Source organism: Mesorhizobium sp. B2-4-1 (assembly GCF_006442185.1).
Lineage (GTDB): Bacteria > Pseudomonadota > Alphaproteobacteria > Rhizobiales > Rhizobiaceae > Mesorhizobium.
This window is the reverse complement of the sequence record NZ_VFVN01000017.1, coordinates 67,376-82,802: the sequence shown is the minus strand read 5'-3', so window position 1 is coordinate 82,802 and position 15,427 is coordinate 67,376. Positions and strand designations below refer to the sequence as shown.

12 protein-coding genes and 1 pseudogene are annotated in these 15,427 nt (G+C 64.1%); 5 read left to right on the top strand and 8 right to left on the bottom strand.

The window, feature by feature from the left end; translation table 11 throughout:
* The first annotated feature begins 45 nt into the window (after nucleotides 1–45).
* The gene (locus tag FJ949_RS28590) at nucleotides 46–1,332 is read left to right on the top strand and encodes an FAD-binding oxidoreductase (RefSeq protein WP_140501100.1); all 1,287 of its coding nucleotides are present in this window, start codon (nucleotides 46–48) and stop codon (nucleotides 1,330–1,332) included.
* Nucleotides 1,333–1,556: 224 nt separating this feature from the next.
* A complete protein-coding gene (locus tag FJ949_RS28585; RefSeq protein ID WP_224647537.1) occupies nucleotides 1,557–2,405 on the top strand; it encodes an SH3 domain-containing protein in 849 nt (282 codons plus the stop codon).
* A gap of 67 nt (nucleotides 2,406–2,472) precedes the next feature.
* Here FJ949_RS28585 and FJ949_RS28580 read toward each other — a convergent pair whose 3' ends face one another.
* Entirely contained in the window at nucleotides 2,473–3,219 is a 747-nt protein-coding gene (locus tag FJ949_RS28580; RefSeq protein WP_140501098.1) for an SDR family oxidoreductase, read from the bottom strand.
* A 313-nt stretch (nucleotides 3,220–3,532) separates the two neighbouring features.
* Between FJ949_RS28580 and zwf the strand changes: the two genes are divergently transcribed.
* From zwf to edd, 3 genes are all read left to right on the top strand, one after another.
* Nucleotides 3,533–5,005 carry a glucose-6-phosphate dehydrogenase gene (gene zwf / locus FJ949_RS28575; protein WP_140501096.1) on the top strand — a complete coding sequence of 491 codons (1,473 nt, stop codon included), beginning with the start codon at nucleotides 3,533–3,535 and terminating at the stop codon, nucleotides 5,003–5,005.
* Complete coding sequence (gene pgl / locus FJ949_RS28570; RefSeq protein WP_140501094.1) at nucleotides 4,987–5,703, top strand: 6-phosphogluconolactonase; 717 nt, start codon at nucleotides 4,987–4,989, stop codon at nucleotides 5,701–5,703. The genes zwf and pgl overlap by 19 nt, the downstream gene beginning before the upstream one ends.
* A gap of 72 nt (nucleotides 5,704–5,775) precedes the next feature.
* Entirely contained in the window at nucleotides 5,776–7,620 is a 1,845-nt protein-coding gene (gene edd / locus FJ949_RS28565; RefSeq protein WP_140501092.1) for a phosphogluconate dehydratase, read from the top strand.
* Between the two features lie 326 nt (nucleotides 7,621–7,946).
* Here edd and FJ949_RS28560 read toward each other — a convergent pair whose 3' ends face one another.
* From FJ949_RS28560 to FJ949_RS28530, 7 genes and pseudogenes are all read right to left on the bottom strand, one after another.
* Nucleotides 7,947–8,225 (bottom strand): helix-turn-helix domain-containing protein, encoded by a 279-nt coding sequence (locus FJ949_RS28560; RefSeq protein WP_140501090.1) that lies wholly within the window; start codon nucleotides 8,223–8,225, stop codon nucleotides 7,947–7,949.
* Nucleotides 8,194–8,469 carry a BrnT family toxin gene (locus FJ949_RS28555; RefSeq protein ID WP_140501088.1) on the bottom strand — a complete coding sequence of 92 codons (276 nt, stop codon included), beginning with the start codon at nucleotides 8,467–8,469 and terminating at the stop codon, nucleotides 8,194–8,196. The genes FJ949_RS28560 and FJ949_RS28555 overlap by 32 nt, the downstream gene beginning before the upstream one ends.
* Nucleotides 8,381–8,756: pseudogene (locus FJ949_RS30930) on the bottom strand (hypothetical protein); the annotation flags it as partial. The pseudogene FJ949_RS30930 and the gene FJ949_RS28555, both read right to left, overlap by 89 nt.
* A gap of 40 nt (nucleotides 8,757–8,796) precedes the next feature.
* Nucleotides 8,797–10,476, bottom strand: a complete 1,680-nt coding sequence (locus tag FJ949_RS28545) for a VWA domain-containing protein (RefSeq protein ID WP_140501086.1) — start codon at nucleotides 10,474–10,476, stop codon at nucleotides 8,797–8,799.
* A gap of 88 nt (nucleotides 10,477–10,564) precedes the next feature.
* Nucleotides 10,565–11,527, bottom strand: coding sequence for a GlxA family transcriptional regulator (locus tag FJ949_RS28540; protein WP_140501084.1), 963 nt, complete (start codon nucleotides 11,525–11,527; stop codon nucleotides 10,565–10,567).
* A 55-nt stretch (nucleotides 11,528–11,582) separates the two neighbouring features.
* Nucleotides 11,583–12,482: a bifunctional methylenetetrahydrofolate dehydrogenase/methenyltetrahydrofolate cyclohydrolase FolD gene (gene folD / locus FJ949_RS28535; protein WP_140501082.1), complete on the bottom strand. Its 900-nt coding sequence runs from the start codon at nucleotides 12,480–12,482 to the stop codon at nucleotides 11,583–11,585.
* Nucleotides 12,483–12,723: 241 nt separating this feature from the next.
* Complete coding sequence (locus tag FJ949_RS28530; protein WP_140501081.1) at nucleotides 12,724–15,318, bottom strand: GumC family protein; 2,595 nt, start codon at nucleotides 15,316–15,318, stop codon at nucleotides 12,724–12,726.
* Nucleotides 15,319–15,427: the final 109 nt, after the last annotated feature.

The window sequence follows — 15,427 nt, the reverse complement described above, 5'->3', positions numbered from 1 at the left end:
CTCCCCTACTCCCCTACTCCCCTACTGCCCTACTGCGTGAGCATCATGCCCTACCAATCCCCGATCTCCCCCGGCCGTTCCTGGTACGAGGACACGGCCGGCCTGCGACCCGAATATCCGGTGCTGGACGGTGACCGGAGCTGCGACGTCGTTATCGTCGGGGGCGGTTTCACCGGCCTGTCGGCGACGGTGCATCTGGCCAAGGCTGGTAGCAATGTGGTCTTGATCGAGGCGTATCGCTTCGGCGACGGCGCTTCCGGGCGCAATGGCGGCCAGCTCGGCACGGGGCAGCGCGCCTGGGCCGAGGAATTGGAGGCCGAGTACGGGTTTTCCCGCGCCAAGGCACTGTTCGACCTCGCCGAGGAGGCGAAGGCGCATCTGCTCGAATTCGCCGCCGCCAACCAGATCGATATCGACTACATGCCGGGCCAGCTCTCGGTTGCGCACAAGCCGCGCTATGTCGACGACTACAAGGCGCATGCCGAGATCATGGCCAGCCGCTTCTCCTATCCGCACATTTCGTTCATGGACGCGACGGAAACTGCGCAGCGGCTGGGCTCGACAGCCTATTTCGGCGGGACGCGCGACACCGGCACCGGCCATATCCATCCGATGAAACTGGTGATCGGCACGGCGCGGGCGGCGGCACAGGCCGGCGCACGATTGTTCGAAGCGACGCCGTCGACCGGCATTGTTTCGAGCGGCGGCACGGTGAAGGTTTCGACAGCCAGGGGGACGATCACAGCGCAGAAATGCCTGATCGCGGTCAATGCCTATGGCGGCACGCTCGAACCGGTGAGTGCCGCGCACATCATGCCGATCGGTTCGTTCATCGGCGCGACCGTGCCGCTTGGAGCGGATTCGAACGTGCTGCCGGGCGGCGAGGCCGTCGATGATTCCCGCTTCGTCGTGCGCTACTTCCGCAAGTCGAGGGATGGCCGGCTGCTGTTCGGCGGACGCGAGGTCTACGGCGTCAACGACCCCAAGGACATCCATATCCATATCCGCCGCCAGATCGCGGAACTCTATCCCGCACTAAGGGACGTCGAAATCACGCATGGCTGGGGCGGCTATGTCGGCATCACGGTGCCGAGAAAGCCGTTCGTGCGGGAAGTGATGCCGAATGTGATCTCGGCCGGCGGCTATTCCGGTCACGGCGTCATGCTGTCGAACTTCTTCGGCAAGCTCTATGCCGAAACGGTAGCCGGCAACCGCGACCGGCTAAAGCTGATCGAGGATTTGAAGATTCCGCCGTTCCCCGGTGGCCGGCGCTTGCGCGCGCCGCTGCTTTTCCTAGCGCTCAACTGGTTCGCGTTGCGCGACAGGATTTAACAATTGTTGAGTAATATCGTGGGGACCGCGACATCCAAGCGTTGCAGAATCTTCAGCAATGGCGCACTGATGCCACAATCGCGGGCAAAAAGTGCAATCTCTGGGCGAATATAGACGGGGATTTTCTGCGGGCCCGCCCGCTGTTTGATTTGGGACCGGTGTGATCGACGCACGCGTTGCGGTGTTTGATCGAAGAACATCGGCCCCTTATGGAGGTGGCAAGAGTGAGAGAGCCCTTCAGTTTCGGTGCTCCGGAACGTCGGCGCTTTGCCATGCAGTTCGGCTACGACATGCGCCCGTCATTCTGGCAGGGAGTCCGTTCGAACTCGCATCTGGTGATTGCCGCGGTCGGCACGGCCGCGCTGCTCGGCGTGGCCGCGGTGGCACTGTGGCTGGCGTTGCCGGCGAACGAGCGGCAAGCGGTTGCCAATCCAGAGCAAGCCATTCCGGCCGTTCCGGTGAAGACGACGAAGATCGCGGCAGCGGGGATCACGGCGGCCGCGGCGGCGGTGCCGCAAGCGGCGCGAAAGTCCGACCAGGTCTCGCCGACCGTGGCTGTCTCGGAAGCCGCCATTCCGGCGCTCGCGGCGAACGACCCGCGCTGGACCGCCTCCCAATCGAAGACCGCACCGGCTGCTTCCGGCCAGTCGGCGAGCAAGGCCGGGCAGACGCCTGACAAGCCGGCGGCGGCGGCATTCGCGCAACCCGCTGCCGACACCGACGCCGCCACCGAGCTCGCCAAGGTCGCCGCACCGGCCCCGGCGGCGGGCAGCAGTCCCGATGGCGCGCAGACCGCCGCCATTCCGGCCGCGCAACCACAAGTAGCGTCGCAGCAATCTGCCGCGCAGGATGACGACAGCAAGGCCGAACCGCGCAAAGCGGCCGCAGCTGGCACCGGGCGCATCCTCAGGGCCGTGACCATGCGCAGCGGCCCGAAGAAGAATGCGGCCGCCATCGTCACGGTGCCCGCCAAGACCTCGGTGCAAGTGATGAGCTGCAAGCGTTGGTGCCAGATCGTCTACAACGGCAAGACAGGCTGGGTCTACAAAACCTACATCAAGACCGGCGCCTGACGCACCAGCGCCACGATCAAGGCAGGCACGGCCGAGCCGATCTTTGGCGCAGCGATGACGGTGTGCGTCAGATGCAGCGACCGCCGTCGACCTCCAGTGCAACCCCAGTAATGAAGGCGGCCTCGTCGGATGCCAGCCACAGTGCCGCATTGGCGATGTCGAGCGGGGTCGAAAGCCGGCCGAGCGGGATCGAGGCGCGGAATTTCTCGCGGATTTCGGGTGTATCGGCGCCCATGAATTTTTCCAGCATGCCGGTCTCACCGGCCACCGGACACAGGCAGTTGACGCGGATGTTCTTCGGCGCGAGTTCCACCGCCATCGACTTGGTGGCGGTGATCGCCCAGCCCTTGGAGGCGTTGTACCAGGTGAGGCCGGGCCGAGGGCGCAGGCCAGCGGTGGAGGCCGTGGTCAGGATGACGCCCCCGCCTTGCCGCTCCATGATCGGCACGACGGCAAGGGCAGCATGATAGATGGCCTTCATGTTGACCGATGTGATCAGGTCGAACGTCGCCTCGTCGACTTCGAGCATGTCGCCATTGCGATGGGTGAACCCGGCATTGTTGACCATGATGTCGATACGTCCGAAGGCGCTTTTGGCGGCATGGACCATCTCGTCGAATTCGGAGCGCTGCGAAACGTCGGTCTGGGTCCAGATCGCCGCCTCGCCGATCTCGCCGGCTACGCGTTCGGCGCCCTTGGCATTGAGGTCGGCCACGACGATCCTGGCGCCCTCCTCGGCGAAGCGACGGGCAATGCCCTCGCCGAAACCCGAAGCGGCCCCGGTGACGATGGCGACCTTGTCCTTCAGACGCATGTTTTTCCGCTCCCTGGGTTCATCGCGTGGCTTTTACCGTGGGCTGCCGGCGTCATGGCCTGTGCCACGACAGGCAAAGCGCTGATTCTCCCTTAGCTTTCGTCACATTCACGTCCTATGCTGCAACTGCGAAGGCTTGGCGGAGTTGTCGTTTGCCGACAAGCCTTCGCTTGGTGCCAGTGTCAAGCGCACATCTGGACCGACGCAAATATGTAGCGATCGGTCGTCGATGTGACACCATGGCACTGGAAAATTTAAATCGATTAGAATATATCAGCCGCGTACTCGCGACCGGCGTCAAAGCGGATAGACCATGACCAGCCAGATCATCCCCGTCGACCCTTTCGACTTCATCATTTTCGGTGGCACCGGCGACCTGTCGGAACGCAAACTTCTGCCGTCGCTCTACTATCGCCAGCGCGACCATCAATTTTCCGAGCCAACCCGCATCATCGGCACGTCGCGTTCGAAGATGAGTGATGACGAATTTCGGGCTTTCGCCAAGCAGGCTATTTCCGACCACGTCAAGGCGGCCGATATCGATCCCAAGGAGCTCAAGACCTTCCTGGCGCGGCTTTCCTATGTCCCGGCCGATGCCACGAGCGGCGCGGGGTTCGACAGACTGAAAAAGGCGATCGGTGACAGCGACTGCATCCGCGCCTTCTATCTGGCGGTGGCGCCGGCGCTGTTCGGCGACATCTCGCACAAGCTGAAAGAACACGACCTGATCACGCCGAATTCGCGCATCGTGCTGGAGAAGCCGATCGGCCGCGACCTCGCCTCTGCGCAAACGCTCAACGATCTGGTCGGCGACGATTTCCACGAAAGCCAGATCTTCCGCATCGACCACTATCTCGGCAAGGAAACGGTGCAGAACCTGATGGCGCTGCGTTTTGCCAATGCGCTCTACGAGCCGCTGTGGAATTCCGCCCATATCGACCACGTGCAGATCACCGTCGCCGAGACGGTCGGCCTGGAAGACCGTGTCACCTATTACGACAAGGCCGGCGCGCTGCGCGACATGGTGCAGAACCATATGCTGCAACTGCTCTGCCTGGTGGCCATGGAAGCGCCATCGTCGATGGACGCCGACGCCGTGCGTGACGAGAAGCTGAAGGTGCTGCGCGCGCTCAAGCGCATCAACGGCAACGAGGCGCCGAAGCACACGGTGCGTGGACAATACCGCGCCGGCGCTTCCGCAGGCGGGCCGGTGAAAGGCTATGTCGAGGAGCTCGGCAAGGACAGCAACACCGAAACCTTCGTCGCGATCAAGGCCGAGATCGGCAACTGGCGCTGGGCAGGCGTTCCGTTCTACCTCAGGACCGGCAAGCGGCTGGCAACCCGGGTCTCGGAGATCGTCATCGAGTTCAAGCCGATCCCGCATTCGATCTTCGGCGGCGACAGCGCCGGGCCGATCTTCGCCAACCAGCTGGTCATCCGGCTGCAGCCCGACGAAGGCGTCAAGCAATTCATCATGATCAAGGACCCGGGTCCGGGCGGCATGCGGCTGCGGCAGATTTCGCTCGACATGAGCTTCGCGCAGTCCTTCGACGGCCGCGCGCCCGACGCTTATGAACGGCTGATCATGGATGTTGTGCGCGGCAACCAGACGCTGTTCATGCGCCGCGACGAGGTCGAGGCCGCGTGGAGGTGGATCGACCCGATCCAGAACGCCTGGGAAAGCGCCAGGCAGGAGGCGCAGGGCTATACGGCGGGCACCTGGGGACCTTCGGCCTCGATAGCGCTGATCGAACGTGACGGGCGGACATGGCACGAGAGCAATTGAACAGCGCCAGCTACAACTGGAATGGCTTTTCCGACCGCGCGGAACTGGCGGCTGCGCTGGCCGGCCGCGTCGCCGACCGGCTGGCAAAGGCAATCGCGGCGCGCGGCACGGCGTTACTGGCCGTTTCCGGCGGCACGACGCCGGCAAAATTCTTTGCTGCCCTGTCGGGAATACCGATCGCCTGGGACAAGGTAACGGTGACGCTGATCGACGAGCGCTTCGTGCCGGCCTCCTCGCCGCGTTCCAATGCCGGACTGGTGGCCGCCAATCTGTTGCAGAACGCGGCTGCGGCGGCACGGTTCGTGCCGCTCTATCACGAAGCCGTCAGCATCGAGGATGCCGCGGCATCGGACAATGCGGCGCTCCAGTCCCTGCCCTGGCCGCTCGACGTCGCCGTGCTCGGCATGGGACCTGACGGCCATACCGCCTCATTCTTTCCCGACGCCGACGATCTGGCGAAATTGCTCGACCCGTCCTCGCACAGGATCGTGCTGCCGGTTCATGCGGCAAGCGCCGGCGAGCCGCGGCTGACCCTGTCGCTGGCGCGCATCGTCGATGCCGGCTTCCTGGCGCTGCACATAGAGGGCGAGGACAAACGCACGGCCTTCGACGGCGCGGTGGCACCCGGTCCGCGAAAGCCGATCCGCGCCGTGCTCGACGCCGCCCCCAGGCCTGTAGAGGTTTTCTGGGCACCCTAACTCTAGACTTATCTGGTCCCGGCAAACGGCGGGAGGAAGTTTCCGGGACCTCGCTTGAAAGGACCGAACGCCATGACCGCCAGACGCGATATCGAAGCCATCACGGAGCGCATCCGCCAACGCTCCAAGCCGGGCCGCGAGCGCTATCTCGGCCGCATCGCCAGCGCATCGAACCAGACCGCCAACCGGGCGGTGCTGTCCTGCGGCAATCTTGCCCATGGCTTTGCCGTGTGCAGCCCCTCGGAGAAAGTGGCGCTGGGTGCCGACAAGGTGCCGAACCTCGGTATCATCACCTCCTACAACGACATGCTGTCGGCGCATCAGCCCTTCGAGACATTCCCGGCGCTGATCAAGGAAGCGGCGCGGGAGGCCGGCGGCATCGCCCAGGTTGCCGGCGGCGTGCCGGCGATGTGCGACGGTGTCACCCAGGGGCAGCCGGGCATGGAGCTTTCGCTGTTCTCGCGCGATGTCATCGCCATGGCGGCCGCGATCGGCCTGTCGCACAATATGTTCGACGCCGCCGTTTATCTGGGCGTCTGCGACAAGATCGTGCCCGGGCTGGTGATCGCGGCACTGACCTTCGGCCATCTGCCGGCGGTGTTCATTCCGGCCGGGCCGATGACGACAGGCCTGCCCAACGATGAAAAGGCCAGGGTTCGCCAGCTCTACGCCGAGGGCAAGGCAGGCCGCGCCGAACTGCTGGAGGCCGAGTCCAAGTCCTATCATGGACCGGGGACCTGCACCTTCTACGGCACGGCCAACTCCAACCAGATGCTGATGGAGATCATGGGCCTGCACACGCCAGGCGCTTCCTTCGTCAATCCGGGAACGCCGCTGCGAGACGCCTTGACCCGCGAGGCGACCAAGCGGGCGCTGGCGATCACCGCGCTTGGCAACGCCTATACGCCGGTCGGGCGGATGATCGACGAGTGTTCCATCGTCAACGGCGTGGTTGGCCTGCACGCGACCGGCGGCTCGACCAACCATACCATTCATCTGATCGCCATGGCCGCAGCCGCAGGCATTGCGCTGACGTGGCAGGATATTTCCGACCTCTCGGAAGCGGTACCGCTCCTGGCGCGCGTCTATCCCAATGGGCTTGCCGATGTGAACCATTTCCACGCCGCGGGCGGGCTCGGCTTTCTCATTCGCGAGTTGCTCGACGAAGGGGTGCTGCATGAAGATGTGCAGACGGTATGGGGCGAAGGCCTGCGGCCTTACGCGGTCGAGGCAAGGCTCGGCGCTGACGGCAATGTGGTGCGCGAAGCTTCGCCGCGCGCGAGCGGCGACGAAAAGGTGCTGGCGCCGTTCAAGAAAGCGTTCCAGCCGACAGGCGGCCTGAAAGTGCTTTCGGGCAATCTCGGCCACGCCGTCATCAAGACTTCGGCCGTGAAGCCGGAGCGGCGCATCATCGAGGCGCCGGCCAAGGTGTTCGACAGCCAGCAAGGGCTGAACGAGGCCTTCAAGGCCGGCACGCTTACCGGCGACTTCATCGCCGTCATCCGCTTCCAGGGACCGAAGGCCAACGGCATGCCGGAACTGCACAAGCTGACCACCGTGCTCGGCATCCTGCAGGATCGCGGCCAGCGCGTCGCACTGGTCACGGACGGGCGCATGTCCGGCGCCTCCGGCAAGGTGCCGGCGGCGATCCATGTCACGCCGGAAGCGGTCGAGGACGGCCCGATCGCCAGGATCCACGACGGCGACATCATCCGGCTGGATGCGGATGCCGGCACGCTTGAAGTGCTGGTACCGGCAGCGGAATTCGCGCTGCGTCGGACGGCGGAAGCCGATCTCATCGGCAATGAGTTCGGCTTCGGCCGTGAGCTCTTCGCCGGGTTCCGTCAGCTGGTGGGTCGAGCCGACCATGGGGCCAGCGCGTTTGGAACCGACGCAGCGGAATTCGCACTGCAATGAAAAGGGACGGCTCCTGGCCGCCGTAGCTGAAATGTGGATTACTTGCTTGTCGCGGGGATCGTCGTCAAAGCCGGTTATTTTGTTGCGAAGATTAGGATTTCTGAGATCGGACGTGGCCGAAAGGGCAAAGCACAAGGCTTTCCGTAAATAACTCGCCCCACTGTGCTTCTCGAATGCAACTGCTCTCCGCTGGCGGCGTACGCTAGCTGTTCATGATTCCTCCGAATCACCACAAAATCTCAATTTTTCGTCAGCTCGCCATATGGGCAAATTCGCGAAGCTGCCGAAACTACGACATGCAAGCCGAAACTCCTCGGTGACGCCAGCTATGCGACGGCCTTCGCCACCATGTCCGGATGCTGACCGATCACGCGCACATAGGCGATAGCGAAATCCGGCGCGGTTGCCCGCGCCTGCTCCCAATCGCGTAGCGTGCCGACCGGAACCCGGAAGCGGCTGGCGAACTCGGACTGCGACAGGCCAAGCCCGGTCCTCGTCTTGCGGATCAGGCGGGCGCGCTGGCCCCGGTCCATCGCCCCAGCCGTCACGTCGAAGTCATCGGCGTCAGCCGGGTCAGCAGGTAGCGAGATATGCTCGTTCTTCACCCTTGTTGCTCCTTCTCACTGAGATGAAGCGGGGCTGTTCACCCCGCCAGACGAAGACGCCGGTGAACAGCTTCTCCCCGACGATGCCGACCACCTTGAACCGTTCCTCGCCGTCGATCTCTCGGATGGAGGGGATAATGAGATGGTTGTCGTCCTCAAAAATCCGATCGCCAAAGGCCAGCGGTAATTTGTGCTTTTCGCGATTCGCCGCATCCTTGGCAGAGTCGAACCTGTCCTGCGTCATGGGCTACAATCATACGGGATTTCCGTATAGATCGCAAATCCCTTTTCACTCGTGAAATGTCGAGGGTTTTAGGAGCGCGACAAACCCACAGAGGAAAGGCGCTTAAACCGCTCGGTATGGTAACTGGAGCCGCTGGGTAAACCTTCGCTCGGCCGGCTAAAGCGCCGGCGATTTCGGGCAGCACATTCATCGCATCTCGTCCATGGTCGAGCTTTCAGCACGGCCGGAATGTCGTAGGTGTCGTTGATTGACTTGACGGTTCGCCAATCGAGACCGGCCTGGTAGGCCGGCTCGTGGGCCGCCCCTTCTGTTGCTGACAACCAAACCCTACTGAACCGTGATCTCGGCCCGTTCGCCAGCCTTGACTGTCACCGGCATCTCCTTGTCATGACCCTCATCCGACATATGCCGGACGACGACATAATCGCCGGCGGGGATCGTCTGCTGCCAGTTGTCGCCGTAGTTGAAGCCGAGCGATTTGCGCTTGCCATCGATGTCCTTTTTCGACGAAAACACCTCAATCGAATAAGCGCCGGGCGCCGATATTGCGAGCACGCCCGCATCGAGCACGACCTTCACGTCCTGGCTGTCGCCGGGCTTGATGCTGAAAGGCTGCTCGACGACGGCGAGATCGAGCGTTGTCACCGCCACATAGTCGTCGGGCGGCAGCCAGAACTTGCTGTCGGCCCCATAGGAGTGCTCGACGCTGTCGCGGCTGCCGTCGATCTTCTTCTTCGCCTTGACGATCTCAAAGCCGATGGCCGAATTGTCGGCCTTCTCGCCGCCAGACGTATAGTAGGCATTGAGCATGGCCTGGCCGACGCCGACCACGACGTCCTTTTCTACGGTCTGCCCGGCGGCGAGCTGGATTGTTTCCGTCACCGTGCCGGCACCGATCTGCACCGTCACCTTCTGTTCGCCCGCCGGCACGATGGCCTGGGTGTCGCCGTAATGGGTGGTGCTGCCACCGGGATAGGCGAAATCGACGCGGGCTTCGCTGCTGATCTCGGCACCCTGGCTGGCATGCGGGTGAATGATCAATGTGCCGGCGTTCAGGATAAAGAGCGGTTTTTGGACCTGGCCGGCCTCGATCTTGACCTTCTGCTCGACCTTGGCTTCGTCGTCGCGCGCGACGACGATATAGTCGCCGGGATCGAGTTTGCCGCTATAGCTGCCATATTCGGTGGTGACGGACTCGCCGCGCGAGCCGTCGGGGTTGGCTTTGTAAATCTCCCAGGCATTGCCGTCGGTGATCGGCTCGCCGCCTTCGGCCATCACCACGGTCGGCTGGAAATTGAAAGCAGGCCTTGCAGGCTCCGGCGCAGGCGCTGGCGCTGGCGCCGGTTCGGTTGCCGGCGCCGGCGCGGGGGGCGGTGACGGCGCCGGTGCGGCGACGGTTTCGACCAAAGCTTGCCGCAGCGCCTTCTCGTCGGACGCCTGGATGTACTTGCCGCCGGTGTTGTCGGCGAGGCAAGCGATCTGCTTGCCTTCGTCGGCCGTAAGGCCAAAGCCGACAACGTCGGCTGTGAAATCGACGCCGGACGATTCGAGTTCCTTGCCAAGCGCGCAAGGATCGCCGCCACAGGTCTCGAGCCCGTCGGTGATGAGAACGACGGTCGCCTTGTCCTCGGTGTATTTCAGCGCTTCGGCCGCCTGCTTGACGGCTGATGTCAGCGGCGTCTTGCCGAGGAATTTCATGCTGTCGGCCGCGGCCGAAATCGCGCTCGCCGAGCCGGCCTGCGGCGGTACGATCAGCTGGATATCCTCGCAAATGCCTTTCTTGCGATGGCCATAGGCCATGAAACCGAGTTCATCGTCGGCGGGAACCGATTGCAGCACGCTTCTCAGCGACTCACGGGCGATTTCGAGCTTGGGCCTGCCGTCGATCTGCGCCCACATCGACCCTGAAGCGTCGAGGATGATGATGACCTTGTTCGCGGCAAAGCCGAATGTCGTCATCGACAAAAGGAGAAACGCCGCAGCGACGCTCCGTGCAAGTCCCGCCATCAAAATCTCCTGAGTAGCCGCCCGTCCGCCGGCTGAAGCTATTTGAGCCCACCCTGGGACACAAGCCCGGACGCGGCTTGTCCGAGGCTTAGTAGGTGGTGCGGCGCTCTTCGGAAGGCGGACGGCCAAACTGCAGCCGGTAGCTCTGGGCAAAATAGGAATGCGAGGTGAAGCCGGTGGCGATCGCCACATCGAGGATCGGCATGTTGGTCTGGCGCAACAATTCGCGCGCCCGCTCCAACCGCAGCCGCATGTAGTAGCGGCCGGGCGTGACGTTGAGGTGGCGCAGGAACAAACGCTCCACCTGACGCACCGAAAGGCCGGCCGATTTGGCGAGCTGCACCGCCGAGAGCGGCTCGTCGAGATGGTCGGCCATCAGCTCGACGATGCGCCTGAGCTTCTCCGACTTGCCGGTGAGGTCGCGCTCCGGCCCGACGCGCTGGCGATCGCCGGCCGAGCGAATGCGCTCGTGCTGGAACTGGTTGGCGACGCCATTGGCGAGGTTCGAGCCGAAGTCGCCGCGCACGATCTCCAGCATCAGGTCGATCGAGGTGGTACCGCCGGCGCAGGTGTAGCGCTTGCGGTCGATCTCGAAGACGTTGCCGGTGCAGTTGATGTCGGGAAAGCGCTCGACGAAGCCGGCGCGATTCTCCCAATGGATAGTGCAGCGATAGCCGTCGAGCTGGCCGGCCTCGGCCAGCAAATAGGATCCGACCGACAGCGCGCCGAGCGCGTTGCCGCGCCGGCCCCAGCTGCGTAGCGCCGCCAGCACCTTGCTCTTGCCGGGAAATTCGGTGGTCAGCCCGACCGAGACGAAGAGGATGTCGACCGGCGGCAGGTCGGCAACCGCATAGTCGATCTTGAGCGGCAAGCCGTTGGACGCCATCACCGGATCGCCATCGGCCGATACCGTCGTCCAGCCGTAGAAATCGCGGCCGAGCAGCCGGTTCGCCGAACGGAACGTGTCGATCGCGGCGGCCAGCGAGAACATGGAGAACTTGTCGACCAGCAGGAATGCGAATTGCCGGCCGCCTTGAACGGGATCATTCATGACCGGCCGTTCCAAGGGAATAGTTGGGTTCGGCAAAGCTGCTGCTTTCTGGTGGTCAGAAGGAGGGCCGTTTCAACCCGGCCGCAAGGTAGGCGGAGGCTAACGTATTGGCCATCAGCATGGCAATGGTCATCGGCCCGACGCCGCCGGGCACGGGCGTGATGGCGCCGGCGGCCTTGGCCGCTTCGGCATAGGCGACATCGCCGACGAGGCGGGATTTGCCCTCCCCCTTCTCCGGGGCCGGGATGCGATTGATGCCGACGTCGATGACGGTTGCGCCGGGCTTCACCCAATCGCCCCTGATCATCTCCGGCCGGCCAACCGCGGCGACGAGAATGTCGGCGGTGCGGGCCAGTCCCGGCAGATCCTTCGTGCGGCTGTGCGCGATGGTGACGGTGCAATTGGCGGCAAGCAGGAGATTGGCCATCGGCTTGCCGACGATGTTGGAACGGCCGACGACGACGGCATTGAGGCCCGACAGATCCTTGCCGCGCACGCGCTCGATCAGGAGCATCGAGCCGGCGGGCGTGCAGGGAACGAAAGCGGTGTCGAGTTCGCCGGTGCCGAGCTTGCCGACATTGATGAAATGGAAGCCGTCGACATCCTTCTGCGGCGCGATCGCCTGGATGACCTTGCCGGCGTCGATGTGGGCGGGAAGCGGAAGCTGCACCAGGATGCCGTTGATGGCCGGATCGGCGTTGAGGTCGGCGATGATCTTGAGCAGCGCCTCCTGGGAGGTATCCGCCGGCAGCGTGTGCTGGACCGAATGAAAGCCGCATTCCTTGGCGGTGCGGGATTTGGAGGCGACATAGACCTGGCTCGCCGGATCCTCGCCGACGATGACCACGGCGAGACCGGGCTGGATCTTGCCCTTGGCGACAAGCTCGGCGGTCAAGGTCTTCACCGTCCGCACCACGTCTTCGGCAACGCTTTTGCCGTCAATCACTTCGGCCATATGAATCACCCCTCGATACGTTCCGCCAAACCGGCCGCGTCCGAAAATGCGGCGCTTTGGATCCTTTTCTCAAGCGTGCGCCGAAGCCTGCATGGCCCGGCCAGCCGGGCTGCGTCCCCAGCAAAGACACCGCGCGGCATTTTGACGAAAATTCGAACACGCAATCCCGTCAAAGCGCCGTCCGATGCCGTTTACGCGAAACCGGCGCGCTTTTGTTCGACACAGGAGACTATCTTGTGGCTCAGAAATAGCGGCGGCCCGCGCGGCTCTCGGTAAGCTCGCGAACAGCCTCGCGAAATTCGCGCAGGCTGGCGCGAATTTCCTCGATCGACGCCTGCTCGGCGCCCTTCTCGGCGGCGGCGGGCTGCTCCAGCGGCGCGGCGGGATAGGCCGACGGCTGAGCCGGAGCGGGTGCGGCCGGGTAGGGCATGGGCGCGCCATAGGGCGCCGTGGCCTGGGGATGGCCTGCCGCCGACCGCGTCTGCCAAGGCTGCATGTGCGGATAGACCAAGGGCTGCGCATAGGGATGGGACGAGGCCGGATACATCGCCTGCTGCGGCACCAGGGGCGACCGCAATGGCGGTCCCATGGGCCGCGTATAGCCGGCGTCCGCGTCTGGCTGAAAAGATGGCCGCGGATAGTCTGGAGCTGGCGGGCGATGTCCAGAGGCGGAATCCGGAGCCGGATAGTCGGGAAATGCCGGAGTGCTCGCCGGCCGGCCCTCTTCGGCGACAGCGGCCGATGCAGATGCACCGGGAAACGCATCGTCCTGCGCCTCGGTGGCGGGCTTGCGGGACACGGCTTTGCGCAGCCTCGACATCAGCAAGCCGATCCGGCTTGGACCCTCGGTGGCAGCGGCTCCGGGCTGCGCGGCAAGCGGCGGCACTGATGCTGGTGGCGGCGGCGGTGATTGCGGCGGCGATGCTTGCGGTATCGGCGGCGCCGGCGGAGGCGGCGCCCGGAATGCCTGGTCATCGAGCGGCGCCCGGCGCTCCTCTATCTTGCGGTCACGGCGGGATCGTGACCTGGCGGTCTCACGCAGGCTTTCATAGGCGCCGCGCATGGCGCCGAGACCGACGCCGGAGGCAAAGCCCAGCAGCAGGCCGGCAAGCGCCACCACGGCGCGCGACGGCCCGTTCGGCTCCAGCGGAATGGAGGCGGGCGAGATTACGCTCATATTGGCGGTGTTGATATTCTTCTGCTCGCCGGTCTCCTTGGCGCGCAGGAGATATTGCTCATAGACCGAGCGCTTGGCCGAGGCCTCGCGTTCCAGTTCGCGCATCGAGACAAGGTCGCTGTTGACATCGCCGCTGCGCACCTTCATCTGCGCCAGGCGGGAAGCAAGGTCCTGTTCGAGCTGGACCGAGCGTTTCAGGTCAACCTGCAGCGACGATGCGATGCGGCTGAGTTCGGCGAGGATGCGTTCGCGCGCGCCGGTGAGCTGGGCCTCGAGCGCCTGGCGCTCGGGATGGCGCGGTCCGAGCCGGACCGCTGCCCGATCAGCCTCCTGCTTGAGCGTTGCGTATTGCGAGCGCAGATCGCTCATGGAATTGGAGTTGATCTCTTCCGGCAAGGTGCCGCTGAGCACCGAATTCACGTTGACCTGACGTGCCGAGGCCGCGCGGGCGTTCAGCTCCAGCGTGCGGGCGCGAGCGACGGAAAGCTGCTCGTTGAGCTTGAGCATCTGGTCGTCGCTGATCAGATGGCCCTGCGCGTCGACAAGATCATGGGTGGCCCTGAAATCCTCGACCTTGCGCTCGGCCGCCTCGACGCCCTTGCGCATCTCGTCGAGTTTCGCCGTCAGTTCGTTGTTGGCCCGGCCGGCAGTGTCGGACTGGATTTCACCCGAAGTCTGCAGGAAGACCTTCGTCATCGTTTCGGCGATGAGCGCCGATTTCTGGGCATCCTGCGTGGTGACGCCGATGGTGATCACGGAGGTCTTGCCGCCGCGCTCGACCGAAACGCTCTCGGCCAGGTTGACGATCGCAAGGGAAAGGCGGCGGGATTGGTCGACACCGCCCGGTCCGTCCTGGCGCAACAGGATCGAGCGGATCAGCGACATGACACCCAGGCCGCCATTGCCTTGGCCGTTGAACTCGGGGTCGTCGACCAGGTCGAGCTCCTGGACAACCTTGTTCAACACGGTGCCGGAGGTCAGCAACTTGATCTGGTTCTCGACGTTGACGAGCGCCGCGTCGGGCATGACCACCGCCTGGGTGAGATCGCGATCCGTAAGCTTCAGGTCGCGCGGGTCGACGATCAGTTCGGTGGTGGACTCGTATTTCTTCGGCGTCGACAGGGCAATCGCAACGCCGAGCGCCGCGCCCAGTACCGTCGTGGTGATGATCAGCGCTTTGGACCTGGCGACGCCGCGAACCACCTGCATCGGATCGATCAGGGGCTTCCATTGCTGGCTGTCGGCATCCTCGCCAGGAGATGTTCCCGCTTCGCTCGCGCTCAGCGGTTCGGATGTGCTGCGCGGGGAATCAACGCTCGAGGCGATCTCAGGAACCGTCTCTTCATACGGCATCGCCGGGTCCGAACCGCCGATACCGGCCCCATGGTGCGAATGCGAAATGCCGGAGGGCGCCGGAGCCGGCTCGTCGCCCGGCTGCAAGCGTTGCGTTGCGGCGGATGCGGAAGGCGCCGGATTCATCTTCGCCTCGCGCTGCGAACGCGCCAGGCGATGACGTGTGGCGGCATCCTCGCGCCATGACGGATTTGCCCGATCCCCAAGCGAGACCAGCGATGCCTCGTCCTCACCGCGCACGGCTTGGCCAAGCGCCAGCAAGGATCGCTCGCGCCTCCAGTCCTCACGATTTTCCCTGTCGCCCATTGTCGCGGAGCTTACTTTCAGCCGCCAGACAGCGGCAGTCGGCCATTTGTTAAGCCACGCTAAACAAGCATAGGAAACAAAAGGTTAATTTTAGGCGGCCGAAAGCATT